This window comes from Flavobacterium sp. GNP011 (assembly GCF_056428925.1).
On the sequence record NZ_JBWJVJ010000002.1, the window covers coordinates 199,556 to 219,877 of the forward strand.

Below are 20,322 nucleotides of genomic sequence, written 5' to 3' on the forward strand. Positions count from 1 at the left end.
TTGAAAAACTGCTCCAGAGATGAAGCAGTTTTTTTTATACAAAAACGGCTGCCTTTTTAGGGACAGCCGTTTTTCACTAATTCAACGCAATATTAATTTTTCAATAGTTTCAATACCTTCATGACATTATTCTCATCGAATGTTTTTACAATATAAAGTCCTTGATTCAAATCATTAACTAAAAATTGAGATCCTGCTGTTTTAGTAACATCAAAACTTTTAACCAATTGTCCCGTGATAGAAAAAATTTGAACTTTAGAAATAGTTTCATTCAATGTAAAATAATCAGATGCTGGGTTTGGATACAACACAATAGTTGGTGATTTTTCATAATCGGCGATTGCCAAAGAAGCTGTTTTATTTCCGTAGATTTTAAATTCTCCTGGCTGTAAAGATATTGGTTGTGATGTACTTGAAATTACAATTTCACTGTTATCCATCAAATTATACCACGTACCTGTGTAAACAAAACCAGATGGAACTGTTTGAGCGGTTACATTAAAATTAGCTAGGATTAAAACGTCTTTTAATTGGCTTGAAGCCAAATCGCTGTTGGTAATTTTGATATTTGGGTATAACGAACTCGTGTTTGCAATGCTTGCAGTACCAGAAAAAACCGGTTCGATTGTTTTCATGGTGATCATTTTGGCCCAATCATCGTAAATTTTACTTCTATTGGTATCTCCAAGCCAATTACCTGTCCATTGCGGTTGTGGTTTTGTATCCAATTTACAATCGCCAGAAGTACCATCAGACGATGTATTTACCGTTCCATTGTTACAAGAAAATATAGATTTTTCCCAACCTAGCTCCCCAAATTGCCAAATCATTTTTGGTCCAGGAACCAATAATGAAACGGCTCCTAAAGCAGACATTCTGGATAATGCAATATTCAAGTTTTTAACATCATGATTGGCCTCAGAACTGTTACCGGTCTGTAAGTTATTGTACATCAAACGTTCTTCATCATGACTTTCAGCATAACCCATTAATCGATGCGCTGTAAACCCTCTACTGGAAGCGTTCATTCCTGATATGTTTCCTGCAAATCCTTTTGTAAGATTGTTGTATTGACCCGTCAAAATTCCCCACATCATTACTCCTTTACTTGGAGTTTCATTCAATCTGTAATTTGCCCATTGCTGTTCTTCGTCATTTCCACCTAAATGTTCGAAAATAACATAGTGATTGGGATCTAAACTCCAAGAATAACTGGCATATTTTTGCAATACCTCTACTCTATCTTGCTGTCTATTTCCAGTACAATTTTCCTGACCTCCAGCTACATTAGCTGGACAATTTTGGGTAAACCCTTTGGTTAAATCCCATCTAAATCCATCAATTTTATATTCTTCAACCCATTGTTTAATGACCCTTTGCACATAATTTTGTGTTCTAGGTTGCTGATGGTTAAAATCTTCACCCACACTGTAACTGTGCATAGCAGTTGTATTAAAATAAGGATTCTCAGTAGAAGGAGAACCCCAGCCATCACCGTCTGGATCATTCATCCACATACGAACCATAGGATTACGACCAAAAGCGTGATTTAACGCCACATCAAGAATTACGGCTATCCCGTTTTGATGGCACAAATCAATAAATTCTTTTAACTTATCAGAAGTTCCGTAGAATTTATCCAAAGCCAAATGAAATGAGGTGTTATACCCCCAGCTTTCGTTGCCTTCATACTCCATAACAGGCATTAATTCAATCGCATTTATTTTCAAATTTTTGAAATAATCAATCTTATTAATTAAGTCCTGATAACTTCTATTAGCATCAAAATCACGTACTAATAATTCGTAAACAACTAGTTTTTCTTTTTCTGGCTTCACAAAGTTGGTAGTAGCACTGCTCCAGTTATAAGGAGCTTTACCCGTTTGCAAAACAGTAACCTCACGTTCCTGACCAGTAGGATAAGTAGGCAAATTAGGATAACGTGCAGCCGAAATACCACCATCATCAAAAGGAGACAACACTAAGGTAGAATATGGATCTGCAGTTTTTACTAAAGAAGGTGTACCTGCAATTGGAGTAGCATCAACAACCCAATACTGGTATGTGTAATTTGTACTTGAAATTAATCCAGTTAATTCTAGCCAAAACTTACCTGAATCTGGGTCTTTTTTCATGGCATATGCAGCTGTAGGTTGCCAGTTATTAAAACTTCCTGCAACGTAAACAAAGTCTTTGAATGGGGCATCAACAACTAAAGTAGCTTTTGTGGCATCGGCAGTATTATAATTAATTCCATCTACTAAACCAGCTGGCAATGCTTCGCTAACCGCATTTGGGTTTACAATAGCGCTAAATTTTTTACTAATTGTTGTGGTACCTTGAGTTACTTGAAGTTCGTAATTTTGATTGCTAGTAATTCCTGTTTGATTAAAATTGTAGTTAGCAGTTGCAGAGTTTGTGTTTACTGTTACTCCATTTGCTTTTAAAATATAACTCGCACTACCACCCGAATTTGAAGCTGAAATATTCAAACTTCCGCCACTAGAAATGATAGTTGCGCTGTTTTCTGAAGGAGCAGTCAATGTTACTTGAAACGAACCTACTTCATTGATTATATCTTGCGATTTTTTATCTCCCGTACCGTCTTTAGCTTTTACTAAAAAACCAATTCTTCCGATTCCGTTTCTACTGTAAAAAGTGTTTGGAGTAAATGTTTTTGTGTAGGTATCTGAGCCCGAATTATACGTAAATCGGTTCGCTTCATTCGATGCTGTCCATGCACCATTAGTAGGACAATCAACAATATTTGCATCATTGATGTCAAAAGACCATGCCCAAATATACAAAGCATTGCCCGTTACTCCCCAAGCAGACTCATTTACACTACTTCCATTGATGGTAATAGTTATAGAATTAGTTTCTTCAAAAGTTGAAGGAGTAATTACGTACGTTATGTTTTGTTGTTGCCCAAAAACCGATAGCGATACACAAAACATTACAAAAAGTAGTATTTTTTTCATGGTTTAAATGAGTTAGATGTAGTGAAATAAAAAAAGGGCTATCGGTATTTGACAGCCCTTTTTTATCAAAAAAAAAATTTAATTTAAAGTGATCGTCTTAGCAACGCCATCAATTTTCAATACTCTTACTCTTGTTGTACCCGTGTATTTAAAATTACTATCTCCATCATTTGCATTAACTAATTCAGAAGTAATAGTATATCCAGCATTTGCATAAAATGGGTAATTTCTACTTACATCCCAATTTCCGTTGCTTGTAAAGTTATTTCCTAAAAAGATACGAAACGATTCCCCATTTTTCAATACTACGGATACTTGGTAAACATTAGTTTGACCCTGTACAAGTGGGAACTCAGTTTCGGCATCGTTATCCCATGTCCATCCACCTGGAGTGGCAGCACCTACTAACCAGTGTGATGATGCTAGTGGTACACGGTAAGGAGTAACTTTAATAGTAAATGAATTAGAAAACTGAGCAGCAGTTGCAGCAGCACCCACTGATGATTTAATACGAATATCAACTAAATTTTCTTGCTTGTCTATAAAACCTCCATTAATTAAAGCTGCATTTAACTCAGCAACTGTAATACTTTTAAAACGACTTGTGGTTGTAGTTACCACCGTTGGAGTAGCAAATTTAGTACCTGCCTTTGCAATTTCAATACTGTAGTTTACAACAGTTGAAGTTCCAGCATAAGCTGCATCATCCCATACCATTGTAGTAGCAATATCTTTTTCAGTAGCTTTAGAAAGAATGATATTAAAATCTCCTTTTGGTGTCAATAATACAGGTGCAGTAGTTGCTGCTACAGCCTCTCTATCCGTATTTTGAATGTCATCGGTACATGAAATGGCTACTATACTTAACATAGCCAGTACTATTTTATTAAAATTTTTCATTTTTTATGTTTTTTGAATTAAATATTATATTAGTAACCCGTGTTTTGAGTTAAGTTTGGATTTGCAGTAATAGAAGCGCTAGGAAGTGGAAACACATTCAACTCAGAAGGAATAGAAGTTCCATTTGCAATATTACCTTTCCAAGCCCAATTGTAAGATCCACCACCATATTTGTTAAAACGAATCAAATCTTGACGTCTGTGTCCTTCCCAATGCAATTCACGTGATCTTTCATCAATCATAAAATCAAGATTCACTTGAGATTGCGTAACATTTGCGATTGTTGCTCCACCATTTGCACGTTGTCTTAAAGCATTAATATAAGTTAATGACTGAGCAGTTGCAGTTGTAGCATTATTAGTGTTTGTAGCACCATCTTTTCTCATTTGAGCTTCGGCATACATTAAGTAAGCATCAGCTAATCTAAAAAGTGGAAAATCAGTATCTACAAAAGTAGAGTTTACACCAGCAACACCTGTTGTGGTTTTATTAGAATATTTGCGTAAAATGTAACCTTGTCCAGCATTAGTCAAATCAGCAATATCAATAGGTCTAGACCCTGCAGAATACGTTTTTCTCTCATCATTATTAAATTGAGAACCATCAAACTTTTCAACAAATTGCTTTCTAAGTCTAAGGGCACCACCCCAACCACCTACAGCAAACTCAGCACCATTAGACTCAACCGAACCAACTTGACCGTTAATCATAACAGTTGTTGCACCATAATTTTGAGTTTTTACTCCGTCTGATTGTAATGTAAAAATCATTTCAGATGAAGTGTGGTTATTTGCCTTAAAGTTGTCAAGGTATTTTGTAGTTAAGGTATATCCACCAGCAATTACCTCTTGACATTTTGCCATACACTCAGCATACTTTGGAGTACCAATGTAAACTTGGGCATTCAAATACATCTTAGCCAAAATCATTTGAGCCATAGCTTTGTCTAATCTTCCGTACTCATTTGTTTTAGCCGCTTTCAAATTAGGAATAACCTCATTCAATTCTTTTTCAATAAAAGTAAAAAGCTGCTGTCTGTCATATTGAGGTCCTTTAAAATTTAAAGGATCATTTTCAGTAATAAACGGTGCTTTTCCAAACAAGTCCATCATGTTATAGTATGCAAATGCTCTTAATACACGCACTTCACTTCTATATACATTAATTTCAGTAACATCAGCAGGATTAGTAATTCCTCTTGAACTAAGCAAAGCTGGAGTAGATTGTCTCAAGAAATCATTAGCAAGAGCAACCTCAGCCATCGTTCTACTGAACATTCCTAACAAAATAGGATTAGCAGAAGTCCAAGTATTACGCTGAAGCTCGGCAGTTCCTTCGTCATTTTCATAAGTCCACACTACCTCATCAGTAGTTAAATTTTGCAAATACCACATACAACGTCCAAACTGACTTGTACCGGCATCAATACCTTGTAAGAAAGACGAACCAGCATCACCAGTTCCTGTTAAGCTTAAATTACCGTAAACACCACCTAGTGCTTGCTTGTAACCTTGAGGTGTAGCAAATAACTCCGCAGGCGTTAGCACACGAGCATCCTCGGCTACTACATCTAAATCACTGGTACACGATTGTAACGTCGCGAAAGCGAATAGTACGTAAATAAAATTTATTTTTTTCATGATTTAATTATTAAAATTTAACATTAACCCCACCTAAAATAGAACGCTGTCTAGGGTAAATTGTGTTATCAACACCATTATTAGCAACTTCTGGATCCAATCCTGAATAATCAGAAATTACAAAAACATTTTGCATTCCAGCAAACAAACGAAGTGATGCTTTCCCTTCTAACCATTTTGGGAAAGTGTACCCTAATGTGATGTTATCCATTCTTAAAAACGATGCGTTTTCTACAAACAAATCAGACAAAACAACATTTGATGTTGTTGTAAAATTAGTATCAAGAACTGATGTAGGTATGTTACCTACTGTAGCACCACTTACTAACTGGTTGTATTGAGCTCTACCAGCATTTACAGCGTTAAAGACTCTATTCCCTAAACTAGCTCTCAAGTTAAAAGAGAAATCAAGGTTTTTGTAATTTAATGTTGAAGCAAAACCAAAAGTCGCTTTTGGATCTGGATTTCTATATACATATTTATCACTTGAGTTAATTACACCATCATTATTGATGTCAGCGTATCCATTCTCAATTGGTTTTCCTGCAGTGTCAAATAATTGTTTGTACAACAAGAAAGAGTTTGGTGCAAAACCTACTTGGTGAACTTGTCCTTGTGTTCCTGTTCCTGCAATGTTTTCTCCAACTCTAATAAACTCAGAACTTAGTTTTGTAATCTCTCTTTGAAAAGTAGTTGCATTAAAGTTTAAATTCCAGTTTACAGCTTCTGTTTTTATAACATCAGCGCTTAAAGACAATTCAGCTCCCTTTGTAGTAAAGCTTCCAATATTTTGCCAAGATCTGTTTGAAAAATTACTACCATCAGCAGTAGCAACATCAGCTAATAAATCTTTAGAATCTTTATAAAAAACCTCTACACTACCTGTGATTCTATTTCCATACAATCCAAAATCTAAACCTGCATTGTAAGTTGTTGTTTCTTCCCATTTAAGATTAGCACTTTGTCTTGCAGAAACCGCAATAGGCAAGGCAACAGTTCCAAAATAGTATTGAGAGCTTCCGCTTCCTAAATTATATTGTTGTAGGTAATCATTATTATTACCTATTTCTTGTTGACCAGTAATACCGTACCCTACTCTAAGTTTCAAGTCAGATACTGTTGTGTTATTTGACAATAAATCTTCTTTAATTTTCCAAGCAAATGCAGCAGCTGGGAAATTAGCCCATCTGTTGTCTTTGTCAAAACGTGACGATCCATCTCTTCTATAAGACAAAGTTAATAAATATTTGTCTTTGAAATTTAAGTTAGACCTCCCAAAGAAACCAACATTTACTCTATCAAAATCAATATTTGTTTGTGGAAAACCTGTCAATCCAGTTGGTAAATTTGGATCGTTTGTATTTCCTGTTACATAATTAAAAGAATCCCATTTTTGATACGAGTAACCTGCAGTAACATCATACACCAAATCTTTGTATGTGTTGTTATATACTAAATAAGCATCAAGTAATTTGTTTTTTCTTTCGCTTCGTGAAAATTCCTTAGTCCCATAAGGAATATCATTATTTGAACCGCTACTTGCAGCAAATAAAGATGCAACTCTTGATCTCTCTCCATCAGCTTGATCATAACCTGCATTTACTACAGCTCGTAAAGCTGGCATGAAATGAAATTTGTAGTCCACCTCAAAATTACCAAAAACTCTATTATTAATTCCTTTATCAAATGTTTGTAACAATTGAGCAACAGGATTTCTTGGCGTTTGAGGGAATAATTTATTGTCATTACGGTTGTAATATTCAAAGAAACCACCATAAATAGACCCTGCGCTGTAAACAGGTTGTGTAGGATCAAATCGAATTGCTGAACCTTCAACATTATCTGCAAATCTATTTTTCTCATTAGAGTAATTTGCATTTAATTTTATTCTTAAATGATCTTTCAAGAAGGAAGGGTTTAAGGCTAAACCAAATGTGTTTCTGTTAAAGGTATTCGTTAATCGCAATCCTTCTTGGTACGTATTCCCTACAGTTAAACGAGAAGGTATTGTATTAAACAAGTTTCCTCTAATAGAAACGTTATTATCAACAAAATCAGTTTTTCTATAAATTGCTTTTTGCCAATCTGTGTTTGCCGTACCTAGTTTAGATACATCACTCGGACGCTTATCTGCAATTAATGCTCTAAATTGGTCTGCATTAAATACTGGAATCGTTTTATCAAGTGATCCACTTCCATATTGAAAATTATAATCAACAGCTAAGTTTTTACTTCCTTTTTTTGTTGTAATAATAATCACACCATTAGAAGCTCTTGAACCATAAATAGCAGTTGCCGAAGCATCTTTCAATACGGTCATAGACTCAATAGTACTTGGGTTAAGTGATGCCAAAATAGAGGTTGAACCTGTTCCAGCTGTATTCTCAATTGGCAATCCATCAATAACAATTAAAGGATCATTACTTGCAAATAATGAGGATCCACCACGAATTCTAATTTGAGAACCAGAACCCGGCGCACCACTAGTATTCACAGTAACCCCTGCTACTCTACCGTTCAATAAATTCTCAGCAGTAACGTTTGCACCTTTATTAAAATCTTTTGTACCTAATACTGTTACAGCTCCAGTAGCATCTTTTTTCTTAACAGAACCATAACCTACTTGAACTAAAACTTCTTTCAATTGGTTTGCATCTTCTTGCAAACTCACATTAACTGTTTTTTGGCTTAGGTATTCCACAGCTGTAGTTACATACCCTATAAAAGTAAAAACAATCTTGTCTCCTGCTTTTACATTATTTAATTGGTATTTTCCTTCGTAATCCGTAGAAACTCCATTTTTAACACCTTGAACATTGACGTTTACTCCAGGAAAAGGTTGACCAGTGGTTTTATCAACAACAGTTCCGCTTACTGTACTCTGAGCCAGAATACTAAATGGGAGTAGCAGCACTAAAATCAACAACTTTTTATAAATTGTTTTCATACATTTTGTTTAATTTAATTTAATTTTTTTTGGTCTAATTATAGCTTTAACAATTACTTCGAATGTTAAATTTATGTAAATTTCAATACACACAACAACCCGAAAAAAATATCAGGTTACGAAAACGTAATAGTGTTGAAAACTTTCTATTTTATTTAAATTTTTGCGAGTATATTTACCATATTAAAAATTTAATTTTACCTTTATTGAGAAATAAATTTTTACCAAATGCTAATATGAAAAGGAAAATTACGCTTAAACAAATTGCAAAAGAATTAGACGTTTCCATTTCCACCGTTTCCAAGTCCTTAAGAAACAGTCTTGAAATAGGCGAAGAAACAAGACTTAAAGTTCAGGCTTTCGCCAAATTTTACAACTACAAACCCAATAATATTGCATTAAGTCTAAAAAACCGAAAGACCAAAGCCATAGGAATCATAATTCCTGAAATTGTGCATCATTTTTTCTCTACGGTAATTAATGGAGTTGAACAAGTTGCTAATGAGCATGGTTACAGCGTAATCATTTGTTTATCCGATGATTCTTTTGACAAAGAAGTATTAAATATGGAAATGCTTGCTAATGGCAGTATTGATGGTTTTATTATATCTCTATCAAAAGAAACTCAATTTAAAGCTGATTTTCACCATATTACCGAAGTCATTAATCAAGGAATGCCTGTTGTCATGTTTGATAGGGTAACTAATGACATTTTGTGTGACAAAGTAATTATTGATGATCAATCAGCTGCCTATGAAGCCGTTCAGAGTTTGATTGATAAAGGCCGAAAAAAAATAGCATTAGTAACCACTGTTGACTATGTAAGCGTAGGCAAGTTAAGAACAGATGGTTATACAAAAGCGCTCTTAGATAACGGAATTCCGTTTAATGAAAATCTAATTATTAAAATTGAAGACGTAAATACTTGCGAAATAACAATTGGCAAACTACTTGAAGACAAAGCTATTGATGCCGTTTTTGCTGTTAATGAATTGTTTGCAGTAACGATAATCAAAACTGCCAATAAAATAGGTTTGAATGTCCCTAAAGATCTAGCAGTAATTGCTTTTACAGATGGTATTATTTCTAAATATTCTACTCCTACTATTACCACAGTGAGTCAAAGTGGTGTAAAAATGGGAAATAAAGCTGCAAAAATGCTTATTGATCGTCTTGAAGCAGAGGATGAAGAAGATGAAAATTACAAAACCGAGGTGATAGAAACACATTTAATCGAAAGAGAATCTACTGCTTAAAATCATCCATTTGCAGTTGTAGTTTTCAGTTGCTTTCAAAAAATTGGAACTAATTTTCAAAAATTTCTGTATTATATTCATTACTACAACCTTGTAGTTAAAAAAGATCATTGATATTTCGATTTGCAAAACAATTGTTCCAAATATATTTTTATATTTACACCTCAAAGCTTTAACTTTTACCTCGAAAATAAGATAAGTTTTGATAAGCATAGCGCTTATCGTATTAATATTTAAATTACGATAATGGAAAAGCGTAGATTAAGTTTCTGGGAAATTTGGAACATGAGTTTCGGTTTTTTAGGAATACAATTTGGTTTTGCACTACAAAACGCAAACACTTCAAGAATTTTTGAAACCTTAGGTGCAAAAGTTGATGAAATTCCAATTCTATGGATTGCCGCCCCAGTAACAGGTTTAATCATTCAACCCATAATTGGTTATTTTAGTGATCGTACATGGACCCGTTTGGGCAGACGCAGACCCTATTTTTTGGTAGGTGCTATTTTATCCTCTATTGCATTGATTATAATGCCTAATTCATCTTCTTTGTGGATTGCAGCGGGTACTCTATGGATGATGGACGCATCAATCAACATTTCAATGGAACCCTTTAGAGCATTTGTTGGAGATAATCTACCTGAAAAACAGCGTACATTAGGTTTTGCAATGCAAAGTTTTTTCATTGGTCTAGGAGCTGTTGTGGGTTCATTATTACCGTACATCTTTACAAATGTATTTGGCGTAAGCAATACCGCAGCAGAGGGAATCATCCCCGACTCCGTAAAGTGGTCCTTCTATATAGGAGGAATTGTATTTCTATTAGCGGTTTTATGGACCGTTTTTAAATCAACCGAATATACGCCTACGGAATTAAAAACATTCGAAGAGTACGACAAAAATCCTAAAGGGCAAGCGCCATTTGAAGCAAAATTTAATTCGAATGGTAATATTAAAAAACAGTTTAATTTAGGTCTTTTGATGACCTTAGTGGGTAGTGCAATCTCATTTCTAATTTATGAAAACCATCTTACTAAAGAACTGTACATCTTATTTGTTGGCCTTATTGTAATTGGTTGTTTATTCATGATTAGCTCCAAGCTTCGGGTGAACCAAGTACAAAATGGTTTTACAATAATTATGACTGACCTATTAAATATGCCTACAACCATGAAAAAATTGGCTTGGGTTCAGTTCTTTTCTTGGTTTGCTCTATTTTCAATGTGGATTTATACAACTCAAGCCGTTACGCAACATATATTTGGCACTACAGATACGACCTCAAAAGTGTATAATGATGCTGCCGATTGGGTTTCGGTACTATTTACAGTTTACAATGGTGTGGCTGCAGCAGTCGCTTTTTTACTACCCGTTATTGCTAAGAAAGTAGGGGTTAGATACACCCATTTGTTAGCCTTGAGCGCTGGAGGAATCGGTTTGATTTCCATTTATTTTATTGGGGATAAATACCTATTGCTACTTCCTATGTTAGGAGTTGGAATAGCTTGGGCCAGCATTTTATCAATGCCGTACGCCATGCTATCAGGTGCTTTACCTGCTGCAAAAATGGGATATTACATGGGCGTATTTAACTTTTTTGTAGTTATACCTCAAATTGTCGCTGCAACAATCTTAGGTTTTATTGTAAAACAATTTTTCCAAAATGAGCCTATTTACGCATTACTAATTGGTGGAGTATCAATGATATTTGCCGGTGTACTCACACTAAGAGTGCACAACAGAACAAAAATTGAAATTCATGACTAATACAAAAGCATTTATATTCGACCTAGACGGAGTGATTGTAGACACAGCCAAATACCATTATTTAGCGTGGCAAAAAATTGCAAATGAATTAAATATCGAATTTACACACGAACACAATGAATTATTAAAAGGAGTTAGCCGCGTGCGCTCCCTTGATATCATTTTAGAGTTAGGAAAAGTAACCGCTTCGCAAGAAGATAAAGACCGATGGTTGGTTCAAAAAAATGAAGACTACTTAACGTATTTAGTAGACATGAATGAAAGCGAAATTCTACCAGGAGTTTTTAGAATTTTACAATTTTTAAAAGATAATAACCAACCCATAGCATTAGGTTCCGCCAGTAAAAATGCGAGGCCTATTTTAGAAAAAACAGGATTGCTACCCTATTTTGATGCAGTCGTGGATGGAAATGATGTTACCAATGCAAAACCAGATCCAGAAGTATTCCTAATGGCTGCAAAATTATTGAATATCACTCCAGAAAATGCTATTGTTTTTGAAGATTCAGTGGCGGGAGTTCAAGCAGCGAATATTGGAAATATGACGAGCATCGGAATTGGAGAAGCATCTACGTTGTATGAAGCAAAATATATCTTTAGCGATTTTACCGCAATAGATACCGCATTCATTGCAACATTGATACAATAAAACGAAATATATTTTAAAGTTTTCGAGATTACTTGAAACCTTACCCGAGGCTTAGCTAAATTGTATGGAGCGCAGCGGAATAAAACTTTAAACAAAAAATAAAATGAATCAAGATTATATAAAACCAGACAATTGGTCCATCATAGAAGAAGGATTTAATGCCGAACGCGTAAAATCATCTGAAAGTTTGTTCAGCATTGGCAACGGTGCGATGGGACAACGTGCTAATTTTGAAGAAAATTATAGCGGAGAAACTTTTCAAGGTAGCTATATTGCTGGAATCTATTACCCAGATAAAACCAAAGTAGGCTGGTGGAAAAATGGATACCCTGAATACTTTGCCAAAGTTTTAAATGCACCCAATTGGATTGGAATTGACATTGAAATTAACGGTGAAAAATTTGATTTAAACACTTGTACCGATGTCAAAAATTTTCGTCGTGAATTGAATATGAAACAAGGTTGGTACCATCGATCTTTTGAAGCCACCTTAAAAAACGGAACTGAAATTTCAGTTAGCATCAAACGCTTTCTTTCTATCGTTTTAGATGAAGTTGGTGTAATCAATTACGAAATCACACCTTTGAATAAAGATTCTAAGATTGTATTCAAACCTTATATTGATGCAGGTGTAACGAATGAAGATGCGAACTGGGAAGAGAAATTCTGGGAACCACTAGATGTTAAAAAATCAGGAAATGATGCTTTTGTTACGGCTCAAACCTTCAAAACACATTTCAAAGCAACTACGTTCATGCACAATAGTATTTTGACAAATGGCGAAAAAACAGCTATTTCCCCCTCTAATATTGATGCAACTACAGATAAAATACAATTTAGCTATGATGTTATTGTAGCTCAAGGCCAAAAATCATCCATTCAGAAAATTGGTGGCTACACCGTTTCTTTAAACCATGATAACACGGTTATTGGTGCTGAAAAAGCCATACAAGCTGCCTTAACTTTGGGCTATGACCAATTGTTACAAGACCAGATTACTGCTTGGGCAAAGATTTGGGAAATGTCAGATATTACCATTGACGGCGATGTCAAAGCGCAACAAGGAATTCGCTTTAATATTTTTCAGTTGAACCAAACGTATTTAGGGAAAGATTCTCGTTTGAATATCGGACCAAAAGGTTTCACTGGCGAAAAATATGGCGGTTCTACCTACTGGGATACCGAGGCATATTGCATTCCGTTTTACATGGCAACCAAAGATCAAGAAGTAGCCAGAAACTTACTAACCTACCGCTACAATCAATTAGACAAAGCCATTGAAAATGCAGCTAAATTAGGATTTACTAATGGTGCAGCTTTGTACCCAATGGTTACTATGAACGGTGAAGAATGCCATAACGAATGGGAAATCACGTTTGAAGAAATTCATAGAAATGGAGCCATAGCATTTGCCATTTACAACTTTTACAGATATACTGGCGATTACAGTTACATTCCTGAAAAAGGTCTTGAAGTCCTTATCGGAATTGCACGTTTCTGGCATCAAAGAGCCAACTTTTCGACTAATTTGAACCAATATGTAATTCTAGGTGTTACAGGTCCAAATGAATATGAGAACAACGTAAACAATAATTTCTATACTAATTATATTGCTAAATGGTGTTTAGAATATACCTACGAACAAATTCAAAAAGTATCACTTGAATATCCAGCAGATCACAAAAGAATTACTGAAAAAGTAAACATCACAGATGCAGAATTACAATCTTGGAAAAAAGTTTCGGACAATATGTACTTTCCGTTTTCGGAAGAGCATAATATTTTTTTACAACAAGACGGTTTCTTAGATAAAGAATTGGTTCGCGTAGCTGATCTAGACAAAAGCCAAAGACCAATCAATCAAAAATGGTCTTGGGATCGCATTTTACGTTCGCCTTACATCAAACAAGCCGATGTTTTGCAGTGCTTCTATTTCTTTGAAGATCATTTTAATAAAGAAGAACTAAAAAATAATTTCGAATTTTACGAGTCGTTTACCGTTCATGAAAGTTCACTTTCGCCTTGCGTACACTCTATTCAAGCGGCTTTGTTAGACAAAATGGATATGGCATACACGTTTTATTTGAGAACATCACGCCTGGATCTTGATGATTACAATAAGGAAGTAGAAGAAGGTTGTCATATAACCTCTATGGCAGGAACTTGGATGAGTATCGTAGAGGGTTTTGGCGGTATGCGAGTTAAAGATAATACACTTCATTTTTCTCCGAAAATTCCAAAAGAATGGACGGCTTATTCGTTTAAAATCAATTACAGAAACCAAATATTGAAAGTAAACATCAATCATAATGAGACTACTTTTTCTATTATTGGAGATAAAGAGTTAGCAATAGTCGTAAACGGTGAGCAGGTTATGGTCTCTCCAGAAAACGCCATTGTTGTATAAGAAAATGTTAGAACTTGTAGTACAATCTATCATTTAAACCAGCCTTAACCAGCAAAATAATAATCCCAATTTTCATTGGGATTATTTACATCATATAGATTCTAAACGCTCTATAGAAACCAAATCACATGACATTAGCAGCAACTTTTTTCAATATTTTAAAAAAAATGCAATAGACCATGAATAGAATTATTTCTTTACCTTTCATCCACAAGAATTTGCTAAAATATTCAACCTTATTCCTTTTTTTTATGTCTGTAACGCTACACGCTCAAATAGATAAAATGGAACCTCCGTTTTGGTACGCAGGAATGAAAAACACTGAGTTGCAAATTCTGTTTTATGGCAAGGACATTTCTGAAAGCCAAGTCACGGTTTCTAATGGGATAAAAATAAGTTCCGTTCAAAAGACAGAAAATCCAAACTATCTTTTTGTAACCATTAATACCAAAAAAGTCCCCGCCTCTGATTTTGTTTTTACCTTTAAAAATAAAAACAAAGAAACGTTTACACAAACATATTCTTTAAGGAAAAGAAGAGAAAATGCGGCGCTACGTAAAAGTTTCGACTCTTCGGATGTGATGTATTTATTGATGCCAGACCGCTTTGCGAATGGGAACACAAATAACGACAGCGAAAATTCAACTCAAGAAAAGTACAATAGAGATTTACCTGGTGGAAGACACGGTGGCGATATTGAAGGAATTATAAAAAACTTAGATTACATTTCATCCTTAGGCGCAACAACCATATGGAGTACGCCTCTATGTGAAGACAACGATGCTAAATTTTCGTATCACACCTACGGACAATCTGATGTGTATAAAATTGATCCACGTTATGGAACTAATGCTGATTATGCTAGATTGGCCTCTGAAATGCATAAAAGAGATATGAAACTGGTGATGGATTATGTGACGAATCATTGGGGCATTGAACATTGGATGATCAAAGATTTACCTACGAAGGAATGGATCAATCAATTTGACACGTACACCCAAACCAATCACAAACGAACTGTTATTCATGACATCAACGCAGCTGAAATCGATAAAAAAGTAGCTATTGACGGTTGGTTCGTACCATCGATGCCCGATTTGAATTTGAAAAATCCTTTGACTTTAAAATACTTGATTCAAAACGCCATTTGGTGGATTGAATCAGCTGATTTGGATGGATTTCGAGTAGACACTTACAACTATTCCGATCCCGCAGGAATTGCAACTTGGACAAAATCTATCACCGATGAATACCACAATTTTAATATCGTTGGCGAAGTTTGGATGCAAAGTCAAGTGCAAATGGCCTATTGGCAAAAAGACAGTAAAATTGCGGCCATACAAAACTACAATTCCTACCTTCCAAGCGTCATGGATTTTACACTGTACGAAGCCACAACCAAAGCATTCAACGAGGACGATGCAGGATGGGACAAAGGTGTGATGAGGTTTTACGACAATTTCTCAAATGATTTTTTATATCCCAACCCAAACAATATTTTAATTTTTGCGGAGAATCACGACACCAATCGCATCAATGAAACTTATGTAAAAGACATTAGGAAATACAAAATGGCAATGACGATTCTTGCAACTGTTCGCGGAATACCTCAATTGTATTACGGTAGCGAAATAGGTATGGCCGGAAATAAAGATAAAGGTGATGCTGACATCCGTCAAGATTTTCCAGGAGGTTGGAATGGTGATCCAAACAATGCCTTTACTAAAGAAGGACGATCTGTAGCCCAAAACGATTATTTTGATTTTACGGCTAAATTATTCAATTGGAGGAAATCAAAAACAGCCATTCATACCGGAAAAATGACGCATTACATTCCGGAGAACAATGTTTACGTGTATTTTAGATACAACAATGATGAAACGGTAATGGTTGTGATAAACAACAGTAACGAAACCAAAACGATAAAAACCGATCGTTTTAAAGAGAACATCAAAAACTTTAAATCAGGAAAAGACGTTATTTCTGAACTTACTTTTGACGTTACGAATGAAATTAAAATCGAAGCTAAATCGGTTTTGATTCTAGAGTTGAAATAGTATAAACCATAAAAGTCATTTAAGAAATTTGAAAGTAACTAATACGACTTATATGTTTCAAAAAAAACCATCAATTACTACTAAAAAAATGAAAAAATATTCCCTTTTACTTTTTACCATAACAATTTTAAGCAGTTGTTCCAATGCACAAACAGTTGTTAAAAGTAACAAAACTCCTTTCGTTTGGGAAGGGGCGAATGTTTACTTTTTGATGACGGATCGTTTTAATAATGGTGACAAATCCAACGACTTAAACTTTGACAGAAATAAAACCACAGGAAAACTGCGCGGATTTGAAGGTGGTGATATCAAAGGAATCTCTCAAAAAATTGACGACGGCTATTTTGACAAACTCGGCATCAATGCCATTTGGTTTACGCCGATAGTGGAACAAATTCACGATGGCGTTGACGAGGGCACTGGTTTGAGTTATGGCTTTCATGGCTACTGGGCCAAAGATTGGACGGCTTTAGACCCAAACTTTGGAACGAAAGAAGATTTAGCCGCATTAGTTCAAAAAGCCCATGCACACGGGATCCGAATCATTCTTGACGGGGTTATCAATCACACTGGACCAGTTACTAATATTGATACCGTTTGGCCCAACGACTGGGTTCGAACAGGACCAACTTGCGAGTACAAATCCTTTGAAAACACAACTGCCTGCACGCTCGTAGCAAACTTACCTGATGTTAAAACAGAAAGCAATCAAGCAGTGGTTTTACCTCCTTTTTTAATCGAAAAATGGAAAAAAGAAGGTCGTTACGAACAAGAAATGAAAGAACTCGATGCGTTTTTTGCTCGCACCGGTTATCCAAGAGCACCAAAATATTATATCATCAAATGGTTGACGGATTATATTACCGAATACGGAATTGACGGATACCGCGGAGACACCGTAAAACATACTGATGAAACCGTTTGGGCCGATTTCAAAACCCAATGTGATTACACTTTTGAAACTTGGAAAAAAAACAATCCAACAAAAGTGCTAGATAACAATTCCTTTTACACCATTGCCGAAGTCTATAATTATGGCATCAGTGGCGGTCAAGATTTTGATTTTGGCGACAAAAAAGTAAACTATTTCAAGAATGGTTTTAACAACATGATCAATTTCGAGTTCAAATGGGATGCTCAAAAAGACTACGAATTTATTTTCTCTAAATACTCCAACAAACTGAGCAATGACTTGAAAGGATATAGTGTCTTGAACTATATGTCATCGCACGACGACGGTGCACCGTTTGATGCAAAACGTACTAAAAATAAGGAAACAGGAACCAAATTGTTGCTTTCGCCAGGAGTTTCGCAAGTATATTACGGTGACGAAAGCGCTCGATCGTTAGTAATTGAAGGAACACAAGGCGATGCCACCTTACGTTCTTTTATGAATTGGGATGCTATAAAATCGAATCCTGAAACCCAAAAAACACTGTTGCATTGGCAAAAATTAGGTCAATTCAGAAAAAACCATCCATCAATTGGAGCAGGAATTCACAAGCAAATTTCAGCTCAACCCTATACTTTTTCTAGAACTTTCTCAAAAGGAGATTATATGGATTCAGTAGTTGTTGGATTGGATTTAGCAATTGGCACCAAAGAACTTTCAGTGGGAACAATTTTCGCTGACGGAACAAAAGTGAAAGAGGCGTATTCTGAGAAAGAATCGGTAGTTGCAAATGGAAAAGTTACATTCGATACTGAATTTGACATCATTTTATTAGAATTAAAAAAATAAGTCTAAAAATAATAACACCAGAACGCCTTTAGAAATAAAGGCGTTTTTTTTATGTTTATCTTTACCAAAAAATAAAAAGGCAATGCTCAAAATTGGACATCGTGGCGCAAAAGGATATGAACACGAAAATACTTTGGTTTCGTTTCAAAAAGCATTGGACCTGCAAGTAGACGGCATTGAACTCGATGTGCATTTGAGTGCTGATGGTGAAATAATCGTAATTCACGATGATACTATTGACCGAACGACCAATGGAAAAGGTTTTGTAAACGGATTATCTTTGCGAGAATTGAAGACTTTTTTAATAGATGGAAAACACGAAATCCCCACGCTTGAGGATGTTTTTGATTTGACAAACCAAAAGTGTTTCATCAATATAGAACTCAAAAGTCATGATGCAACTGATAAAGTGGTGGCGCTAATTGAAAAATACGTGAACAAAAAAGGTTGGAAATACGACCAGTTTTTAGTTTCTAGTTTTGATTGGAATGCGTTGCAACGAATGGCGTCGTTAAATGATAAAATTGGTATTGGCGTATTAACGGAGACCGATTTAGACTTGGCTTTGGCTTTCGCCAAAACGATACATGCAAAATCAATTCATCCGCATTTTCATCTATTGACAAAAGAAAACACGGCGCAAATACAAGAAAAAGGATTGCAGGTGTTCCCATGGACCATCAATGAAATAGAAGACATTCAAAAAATAAAAACTTACAACGTAAACGGAATCATAACCGATTTCCCCGATAGAATATGAATCAAAATTTCGATATAATAATTGTAGGTGGTGGCGCAGCAGGATTTTTTACAGCAATTAATATTGTAGAAAAAAATCCAAAACTGAAAGTCGCAATATTAGAACGAGGTGCAGAAGTATTGCAAAAAGTGCGAATTTCTGGCGGCGGAAGATGCAATGTAACGCACGCTTGCTTTGAACCAAATGAATTGGTAAAATTTTACCCTCGTGGCGAAAAAGAATTGCGCGGACCTTTTCATCAATTTTGCTCTGGCGATACGATCGAATGGTTCGAAAAACATGGCGTAGAACTTAAAATTGAAGCAGACGGACGCATGTTCCCCGTTTCGAATTCGTCTCAAACTATTATTGATTGTTTCTTGAAAGCTACTCAAAAACTGGGAATCGCAGTACTTACGGGACAAAGCGTACAATCTATTTTCAATCTCGAAGTTTCGGGAGAAAACGTTTGGAAGATAGAAACCCAAACTGAAAATTATCTTGTCGAAAAGTTAATTCTGGCAACAGGCAGCAATCCAAAAGTTTGGGAAATGCTACAGAATTTTGGTCACGCAGTAGTCAGCCCTGTTCCTTCCCTATTCACTTTCAACATCAAAGATTCCAGAATTAAAGAATTGCCCGGAGTTGCGACAAAAGTTACTGTAACTGTAAAAGACACCAAACTTACATCAACAGGACCTTTATTAATTACCCATTGGGGAATGAGTGGCCCAGCAATTTTGAAGCTCTCTGCTTGGGGAGCTCGTATTTTGCATGACAAAAATTATCAGTTTACCATTTTCGTAAATTGGCTGAATGATGAAGACACAACGGATGTCGAGAAAATGCTAAAAGACTTAAAACAAGAACACGCTAAAAAATCAGTTTCCAAAAAATCACCTTTCGAACTAACCAACAGATTATGGGAAAGTTTGGTACTTGTCTCCGGAATTGAAACTGAAACAAAATGGGCCGATTTGTCGAAAACGCAATTACAAAATCTAGCGAATCAATTGACAAAAGGAATATTTCAAGTTAACGGAAAAAGTACGTTTAAGGAAGAATTTGTAACAGCTGGCGGAATCAATTTAAAAGAAATCAACTTCAAAACCATGGAAAGCAAATTGCATAAAAACCTCTATTTTGCTGGAGAAATTGTCAATATTGATGCTATCACTGGAGGTTTCAATTTTCAAAATGCATGGACAAGTGGGTTTATTGTTGCGAGTGCAGTTTAG

The 20,322-nt window shown here is 35.4% G+C and carries 12 protein-coding genes; 8 read left to right on the forward strand and 4 right to left on the reverse strand.

The window, feature by feature from the left end; genetic code table 11:
• Positions 1-92: 92 nt before the first annotated feature.
• From AC061E_RS03470 to AC061E_RS03485, 4 genes are all read right to left on the reverse strand, one after another.
• The gene (locus AC061E_RS03470) at positions 93-2,981 is read right to left on the reverse strand and encodes an alpha-amylase family glycosyl hydrolase (protein ID WP_478285011.1); all 2,889 of its coding nucleotides are present in this window, start codon (positions 2,979-2,981) and stop codon (positions 93-95) included.
• Between the two features lie 78 nt (positions 2,982-3,059).
• Positions 3,060-3,881, reverse strand: coding sequence for a SusE domain-containing protein (locus tag AC061E_RS03475; protein ID WP_478285012.1), 822 nt, complete (start codon positions 3,879-3,881; stop codon positions 3,060-3,062).
• A gap of 29 nt (positions 3,882-3,910) precedes the next feature.
• A complete protein-coding gene (locus AC061E_RS03480; protein WP_478285013.1) occupies positions 3,911-5,521 on the reverse strand; it encodes a RagB/SusD family nutrient uptake outer membrane protein in 1,611 nt (536 codons plus the stop codon).
• Between the two features lie 10 nt (positions 5,522-5,531).
• On the reverse strand, positions 5,532-8,468 hold the full coding sequence (locus AC061E_RS03485) for a SusC/RagA family TonB-linked outer membrane protein (protein ID WP_478285014.1): 2,937 nt from the start codon (positions 8,466-8,468) through the stop codon (positions 5,532-5,534).
• Positions 8,469-8,704: 236 nt separating this feature from the next.
• On the opposite strand from AC061E_RS03485, the gene AC061E_RS03490 reads away from it, so the two are divergent.
• The 8 genes from AC061E_RS03490 (at position 8,705) to AC061E_RS03525 (ending at position 20,322) form a co-directional block, all read left to right on the forward strand.
• Positions 8,705-9,724 carry a LacI family DNA-binding transcriptional regulator gene (locus tag AC061E_RS03490; RefSeq protein ID WP_478285015.1) on the forward strand — a complete coding sequence of 340 codons (1,020 nt, stop codon included), beginning with the start codon at positions 8,705-8,707 and terminating at the stop codon, positions 9,722-9,724.
• A gap of 246 nt (positions 9,725-9,970) precedes the next feature.
• Complete coding sequence (locus AC061E_RS03495) at positions 9,971-11,491, forward strand: MFS transporter (RefSeq protein WP_478285016.1); 1,521 nt, start codon at positions 9,971-9,973, stop codon at positions 11,489-11,491.
• Positions 11,484-12,140, forward strand: coding sequence for a beta-phosphoglucomutase (gene pgmB / locus AC061E_RS03500; RefSeq protein WP_478285017.1), 657 nt, complete (start codon positions 11,484-11,486; stop codon positions 12,138-12,140). The genes AC061E_RS03495 and pgmB overlap by 8 nt, the downstream gene beginning before the upstream one ends.
• A gap of 103 nt (positions 12,141-12,243) precedes the next feature.
• Complete coding sequence (locus tag AC061E_RS03505) at positions 12,244-14,547, forward strand: maltose phosphorylase MdxK (RefSeq protein ID WP_478285018.1); 2,304 nt, start codon at positions 12,244-12,246, stop codon at positions 14,545-14,547.
• 179 nt (positions 14,548-14,726) lie between these two features.
• Positions 14,727-16,604: a glycoside hydrolase family 13 protein gene (locus AC061E_RS03510; protein WP_478285019.1), complete on the forward strand. Its 1,878-nt coding sequence runs from the start codon at positions 14,727-14,729 to the stop codon at positions 16,602-16,604.
• Positions 16,605-16,692: 88 nt separating this feature from the next.
• Positions 16,693-18,345 carry an alpha-amylase family glycosyl hydrolase gene (locus tag AC061E_RS03515; RefSeq protein WP_478285020.1) on the forward strand — a complete coding sequence of 551 codons (1,653 nt, stop codon included), beginning with the start codon at positions 16,693-16,695 and terminating at the stop codon, positions 18,343-18,345.
• 82 nt (positions 18,346-18,427) lie between these two features.
• The gene (locus tag AC061E_RS03520) at positions 18,428-19,105 is read left to right on the forward strand and encodes a glycerophosphodiester phosphodiesterase (RefSeq protein ID WP_478285021.1); all 678 of its coding nucleotides are present in this window, start codon (positions 18,428-18,430) and stop codon (positions 19,103-19,105) included.
• Positions 19,102-20,322 carry a BaiN/RdsA family NAD(P)/FAD-dependent oxidoreductase gene (locus AC061E_RS03525; protein ID WP_478285022.1) on the forward strand — a complete coding sequence of 407 codons (1,221 nt, stop codon included), beginning with the start codon at positions 19,102-19,104 and terminating at the stop codon, positions 20,320-20,322. The genes AC061E_RS03520 and AC061E_RS03525 overlap by 4 nt, the downstream gene beginning before the upstream one ends.

Bases quoted from the DNA above. Each gene is read 5' to 3' on its own strand.
- AC061E_RS03470 (WP_478285011.1), bottom strand. From the start codon at position 2,981: ATGAAAAAAATACTACTTTTTGTAATGTTTTGTGTATCGCTATCGGTT.
- AC061E_RS03475 (WP_478285012.1), bottom strand. From the start codon at position 3,881: ATGAAAAATTTTAATAAAATAGTACTGGCTATGTTAAGTATAGTAGCC.
- AC061E_RS03480 (WP_478285013.1), bottom strand. From the start codon at position 5,521: ATGAAAAAAATAAATTTTATTTACGTACTATTCGCTTTCGCGACGTTA.
- AC061E_RS03485 (WP_478285014.1), bottom strand. From the start codon at position 8,468: ATGAAAACAATTTATAAAAAGTTGTTGATTTTAGTGCTGCTACTCCCA.
- AC061E_RS03490 (WP_478285015.1), top strand. From the start codon at position 8,705: ATGAAAAGGAAAATTACGCTTAAACAAATTGCAAAAGAATTAGACGTT.
- AC061E_RS03495 (WP_478285016.1), top strand. From the start codon at position 9,971: ATGGAAAAGCGTAGATTAAGTTTCTGGGAAATTTGGAACATGAGTTTC.
- pgmB (WP_478285017.1), top strand. From the start codon at position 11,484: ATGACTAATACAAAAGCATTTATATTCGACCTAGACGGAGTGATTGTA.
- AC061E_RS03505 (WP_478285018.1), top strand. From the start codon at position 12,244: ATGAATCAAGATTATATAAAACCAGACAATTGGTCCATCATAGAAGAA.
- AC061E_RS03510 (WP_478285019.1), top strand. From the start codon at position 14,727: ATGAATAGAATTATTTCTTTACCTTTCATCCACAAGAATTTGCTAAAA.
- AC061E_RS03515 (WP_478285020.1), top strand. From the start codon at position 16,693: ATGAAAAAATATTCCCTTTTACTTTTTACCATAACAATTTTAAGCAGT.
- AC061E_RS03520 (WP_478285021.1), top strand. From the start codon at position 18,428: ATGCTCAAAATTGGACATCGTGGCGCAAAAGGATATGAACACGAAAAT.
- AC061E_RS03525 (WP_478285022.1), top strand. From the start codon at position 19,102: ATGAATCAAAATTTCGATATAATAATTGTAGGTGGTGGCGCAGCAGGA.